Origin of the sequence: Sphaerochaeta sp. (genome assembly GCF_050178175.1) — a bacterium.
Taxonomy (GTDB): domain Bacteria; phylum Spirochaetota; class Spirochaetia; order Sphaerochaetales; family Sphaerochaetaceae; genus Sphaerochaeta.
This window is the reverse complement of record NZ_JBFXGH010000096.1, coordinates 3,650-8,697: the sequence shown is the minus strand read 5'-3', so window position 1 is coordinate 8,697 and position 5,048 is coordinate 3,650. Positions and strand designations below refer to the sequence as shown.

The following is a 5,048-nucleotide window of genomic DNA, read 5'->3' as shown; positions in this document are numbered from 1 at the left end:
GCCTTGCTTCTCCCTGAAGAAAGAAACAAAACCCGAGAAAGAGAAGTCGAGTAGATTATCTCCTGCCAAGACCAACAGGTCCTCCTTGAGGTCCAGCTGGTCGATGGCAAAAAGAATATCCTTCACTGCCCCCAACCTATTCTCATTGCTGGTGGAGCCATCATCGAGAATGGTAATAGGATGGGAAAGAGAAGAGCTTTCCTTCCAAGAGACAAAGTGATCATAAAACTTATGGTTTGAGATGACTACATACTGGTCGATTCCAGGGATGGTATCGACATCAGAGAGAATCCACTCCAAGACACTCTTTCCCTGTACCGGCAACAAGGGCTTGGGGAAGTTCTCTGTCAGAGGATAGAGCCGGGTAGCATAGCCGGCGCAGAGGATGAGACAGTGCATATGATACAGACCTCACAAGTATCGATGTTCTCTATCTTACCACACCAATACTGCAAGAGAACGTGTTTTTTTATTTCTTCTGATACCGCTGTTGTCCTGATGCACCCTTATTGCTGACACTGATCTGGCAGTCATTAGCGTTCACGTAGCTCAGGAACAGAGAGCCAAGCAGAAGACGGTCACCCCGGGGAATCCTGTTCCAGAGGTACCCCTTGAACAAATCTTTCACCAGGAAGCTCTCTCCTGGCCTCAAGTTCTTTGCTTCCTTGAGGGCTGTTTCCAATAAGGCATTTATATCTTGCATATACGCTTTCCTTCTAACATCAATATTGTTCTCAATATCAAGTATTGAGTGTTCAAGGGAGAAGGTCAAGAGAGGTAGGTAAGACCTGAATCTCCTGGTTCAGGTTGAGTTGTAATCTCACGATTTTAGGGGCTGAATATGCTACTTCCACAGATGATAAAGGGGAAGGAGTTCTATCAACATCAATGTCTTGTAATCTTCTAAGTGTTATTTTATAGTAAAACTGTCATTTTATGACAGTTTCTATCAAAAATATAATCGATGGAGTTCAATGAATGAACAGGCTGGTGAAAGCAATCCTTGAAAATATTCAGACGCCCGTATTCACCACATTAGAAATTTCCTCACTAACCTCAGAATCCCCAGAGGCACGATATGCATTGGTAAAGCGTGCAATTGCTGATGGCGATCTTATTAGAATCAAACGGGGCCTGTATACGCTGTCCCCATTATATAGAAAAACTCATGTTAATCCATTTACTGTGTCTCAAATGATTATTACTCAATCCTACGTGAGTCTTGAATCAGCACTCAGCAACTATGGATGGATTCCGGAAGCTGTCAGATCTATTACCGCTGTTACATCTCGTTCTCCCACTGAGTTTTTAACTCCTGTCGGACATTTTACCTACGAAAGAGTTCCCCAAAAAACACTATTTGCAGGTGTTGAAAGGCTCCAGGATGAACAGGGAAACGTGTGGTTTCAAGCAACTCCATTGAAAGCACTTGCTGATTATATTTATCTTCATAAAATAGATTGGAGCTCAACGCTTCCACTCATTGAATCTTTACGTGTTGATGAAGAAAGCTTGCATGGGATATCGGTGGAAGATTTTCAAGAATTGGAAGGAAATTATACTAGTCGCAAGGTCAATAGATTTCTCGATGGACTAAAAAAGGAACTGCACTCATGAGCATTCGAATGATTGAACAAAGAATGGCTACCTATTCAATCTCTTCGGAGATTGAAGAAATGCAAGCTTTGAGAGAGATTACCCAGGAAGTAGTTCTTGCTTCATTGGGAAGAGCTGGCTTTTTTCAAGAAGCAATATTCCAAGGAGGTACCTGTCTTCGTATCTTTCATGGACTGAATAGGTTTAGTGAGGATCTGGATTTTTCTCTCATGAACCCAAACCCAAATTTTGCATGGCAATCATATCTCAAAAAAGTAATTGCAGATGTGGCTTCTTTTGGCTATGACATGGAAATATCCGACAGACACAGCACTGATAGTACTGTAAGACTTGCTTTTCTCAAAGATGATGCAGTAGGTAAAGTCCTCCAACTGAACTATGTAGGAAAAACTTCCATGGTGAAGAAGATTCGTATTAAACTGGAGATTGATATCAATCCACCCCCGGGCAGTAGACATGAGATCACCTATATAGGATTTCCCTATCTCTCTCCAATTGCTATACAAGATCCCTCATCCTTGTTTGCTGGCAAAATCCATGCTTTACTCTGCAGAAATTATACAAAAGGAAGAGATTGGTATGATTTTCTTTGGTACACGACACGCAACACTTCGGTTAATTATCATTATTTAGGACAGGCATTGCACCAATCTGGGCCATGGAAAGGGATGGATATCCATATTGATCAGGACTGGCTGAAAGATTCCCTCTCTCAGAAGATAAATCAGATTGATTGGCAGGAAGCAGCAAACGATGTGAGAAGATTCGTTCCTATCTTAGAACAACCCTCTCTTGATTATTGGAGTGAAAAGGTGTTCCTTCAGCAAGTGGATAGGTTATAAGAACAAGGAATCTTCAAACATCGAATCCCAACATCCTGCTGATAGTATTTGCTCTTAGACCTTGAATACCACCTTACTCAGCTTCCCTCGCATGCAATAGTCATCAGACGCAAGGATTCGATTCACCACCTGCTGGACAAATAGCGGGTCATCACAGCGCTCAGCGAACTCAGTAAACTTGGAATATCCGTCATCAGTGTAGAGAAGATCAAACTCAAAATCGAGCTCATTTGTGGAGTTCAGAGCCCACTCGTCTGTACTGTAAAACAATTCCATGAGCTCCAGCCCTAGAATCGGATCTATCTGGTCTGGGTCCAAGAGCTCTAGGGATCGTGTAAGTATATCCAGAATCTGTTCTCCAGAAAGAGAGCTCCTCCGTCCCTGGTGGGTAACAGCATGAATGTTTTTTCGAAACAGCGTGATGCGTTTTTCCTGCGAGGAAACCATGCCTTCTATCATCATTGCTACAGAGGGAGACTCAAGAGCCAACTTAAGTAAGGCATCTACCAAGATGCCTTGATCCATCTGTAAAAGGGCTTTCCTTACCCGATTGTACTTAGCTATTGTTTCCATGTTCTCTCACCTTCTTTGTTATTCTCTGGAATCATCTTCTGTATTGGCAGCAGCCTGCTTTTTGGCCTGCTTTTTCCTGGCCTTTTCTTGCCGGTCTTCCCACATGTCCCAGAGCCAGTCCTTTACCGGTAGTTTCCATTGTTGGCCTTTGGACGGGATATTCTTTATCAGGCTCTTGGGATTAAGTCCCATCTGTTTTGCAATGCGGATATCTTCCTCATTCAGCCTGCACAGTTTCTTTGCTTTCTTCCACTCTTGTTCTGGAAATGCCACAGTAAACCCCCTTATGTAATAGGTAATAATTGATGCCACGAGAATTGAGAATACTACATGACCTCATCCCAGTCAAAGGACCTTGTCAGGTCCTTGAAATATGACCAATTCCCTGTAAGGTGACGATAGCGCCCTGCCACGATCCCGGGACTGACCCCCAGTTGCTTTGCCATAACAATAACCTCTTCTCTTGAGATAATTTGACTAATGGTTTTATTATATGCTTCAGGGATCAAGATATTCGCTGCGAACCTGTCTGCTTCCTGTTCTTGCCGATCAGTACTTCTCTCCTCAGCAATATACAGTCGTTTCTTCTCGCCATGCAGTATGTGGTAGGCTTCATGAAAGAAGGAGAACCAAAAAAGATCTTCTGCTTTTCCTCGAAGGCTAACCAATATCATCGCTTTGGAAGGAGACAACCACTTTGATGCTCCATTCCAAGGGACCTTTTTCATCTCTTTAACCAGAACAAGAGCAACACCACAAGAAGCACATAACTCTTTCATCCTAGGCAAAAACTGTACAGGTTCACTGGTAGTGAGCTCCCGTATCTCTTTCAATACTGCTTTAAAACTATCCGTATTATAGGGGGCACATACAATATCCTGTGCCTGTAGCTCTCCTATCCTAATCCAAGCAGAAGCTGCTCCTATGTTTGTCTCAAAACAATCAGAACGCCTGGCAGCAACTTTTGGATCCATCCAGACATCCTTCCATGCATCAACACTGGCTACCCCATAGAATCGTAACGACTCCCCTACCATATCTGCCTTTGAGGCAGATGCGTCTATCATACCTCGGACAATCAATTCCTTCGTAGGAATACCATGCAACCAATCTATGCTTTGCTCATAACTTTTCTTCTGTTTGATCTTCCTTCGTTGCTCCTGGTATTGAAGTTCCAAAGTATTCCACATCCGGGCGGGAACACCGGTGACCATTTCCAACCTATCTGCTGTTTCATAGGTGATGGGTTGTAGTCCTTTGATGATTCGAATCATGGACTGCTCTGTCAGACCACACCGTGTCGCGCACTCCTTCAGTGTCATTGAAAGGGTTTCAAGAACTTCAGCCAAGGTTTCTCCAGGAGCAACTGCATAGTCTGGGGCAAACTGATATGTATGCTTTACTTTTTTCTCATTGTTCATTACATGCTCCTTCTTTGGTTTTTCTTATCATGGGTATCAAGAATAGCTCGAATTTCTATCTCAGTTACCAATTCCTGATCTATGCTCCCATCAGGCTTTATTGGAAGCGGATCTTGTGTAGGAACAAATAGCAGACGGAATGGATAAACAAGATCGACTGAAAATACTCCGCCTTGATTGACGAGCTCATGACATCTAGGAGGAGGGAGATGTGAAATATCCTTGAGTGTGTCAGCTGCTTGCAATTCCATAAGACGTTGCTTCAGTTTCATGCATAACTCTTTCCCAAATGTTTTTTTCATCATTTTTTCTTCAGAACATTGTCTCTGCAACTTCTTCGTCTTGAAATATAGAGTCATCCACCTCACCAAGTCAATAGTATAGTTAACATGATATGTTAATCATAATACCACGGACGAAAGAAAGATGCAAACTATATGTACCAAGGTAATCGAATACAGGTCCTTGATAAAAGTTTTTACCATAAGATTTTCAAGAAAAATCATGTAATCATTCTTGCTATGCATATGTAACTGGATGATAGACTTCCCAACCCATAGATTCTCTTTAGGAAATCTTTGAAGAATGTCCTTGA

The 5,048-nt window shown here is 42.5% G+C and carries 8 protein-coding genes; 2 read left to right on the top strand and 6 right to left on the bottom strand.

Annotated elements, in window-relative coordinates; all coding sequences use genetic code 11:
• Both AB7S66_RS09780 and AB7S66_RS09775 read right to left on the bottom strand, forming a co-directional pair.
• The coding region (locus tag AB7S66_RS09780; protein ID WP_428519510.1) for a sugar phosphate nucleotidyltransferase at positions 1 to 399 on the bottom strand (399 nt) is incomplete at its 3' end.
• A gap of 70 nt (positions 400 to 469) precedes the next feature.
• Positions 470 to 703: a single-stranded DNA-binding protein gene (locus tag AB7S66_RS09775; protein ID WP_428519508.1), complete on the bottom strand. Its 234-nt coding sequence runs from the start codon at positions 701 to 703 to the stop codon at positions 470 to 472.
• A gap of 275 nt (positions 704 to 978) precedes the next feature.
• On the opposite strand from AB7S66_RS09775, the gene AB7S66_RS09770 reads away from it, so the two are divergent.
• Both AB7S66_RS09770 and AB7S66_RS09765 read left to right on the top strand, forming a co-directional pair.
• Positions 979 to 1,617, top strand: coding sequence for a type IV toxin-antitoxin system AbiEi family antitoxin domain-containing protein (locus AB7S66_RS09770; RefSeq protein WP_428519506.1), 639 nt, complete (start codon positions 979 to 981; stop codon positions 1,615 to 1,617).
• Complete coding sequence (locus AB7S66_RS09765) at positions 1,614 to 2,459, top strand: nucleotidyl transferase AbiEii/AbiGii toxin family protein (protein ID WP_428519504.1); 846 nt, start codon at positions 1,614 to 1,616, stop codon at positions 2,457 to 2,459. The genes AB7S66_RS09770 and AB7S66_RS09765 overlap by 4 nt, the downstream gene beginning before the upstream one ends.
• Before the next feature lie 54 nt (positions 2,460 to 2,513).
• Here AB7S66_RS09765 and AB7S66_RS09760 read toward each other — a convergent pair whose 3' ends face one another.
• Genes AB7S66_RS09760 through AB7S66_RS09745 form a run of 4 tightly spaced genes read right to left on the bottom strand, consistent with a single transcriptional unit; the run spans position 2,514 to position 4,725 of the window.
• Positions 2,514 to 3,032 carry a hypothetical protein gene (locus tag AB7S66_RS09760; protein WP_428519502.1) on the bottom strand — a complete coding sequence of 173 codons (519 nt, stop codon included), beginning with the start codon at positions 3,030 to 3,032 and terminating at the stop codon, positions 2,514 to 2,516.
• Between the two features lie 18 nt (positions 3,033 to 3,050).
• Positions 3,051 to 3,305 carry a hypothetical protein gene (locus AB7S66_RS09755; protein WP_428519500.1) on the bottom strand — a complete coding sequence of 85 codons (255 nt, stop codon included), beginning with the start codon at positions 3,303 to 3,305 and terminating at the stop codon, positions 3,051 to 3,053.
• Between the two features lie 53 nt (positions 3,306 to 3,358).
• Positions 3,359 to 4,453, bottom strand: a complete 1,095-nt coding sequence (locus AB7S66_RS09750; RefSeq protein WP_428519498.1) for an ImmA/IrrE family metallo-endopeptidase — start codon at positions 4,451 to 4,453, stop codon at positions 3,359 to 3,361.
• On the bottom strand, positions 4,453 to 4,725 hold the full coding sequence (locus AB7S66_RS09745) for a hypothetical protein (RefSeq protein ID WP_206363142.1): 273 nt from the start codon (positions 4,723 to 4,725) through the stop codon (positions 4,453 to 4,455). Before AB7S66_RS09745 ends, AB7S66_RS09750 begins: the two co-directional genes overlap by 1 nt.
• Positions 4,726 to 5,048: the final 323 nt, after the last annotated feature.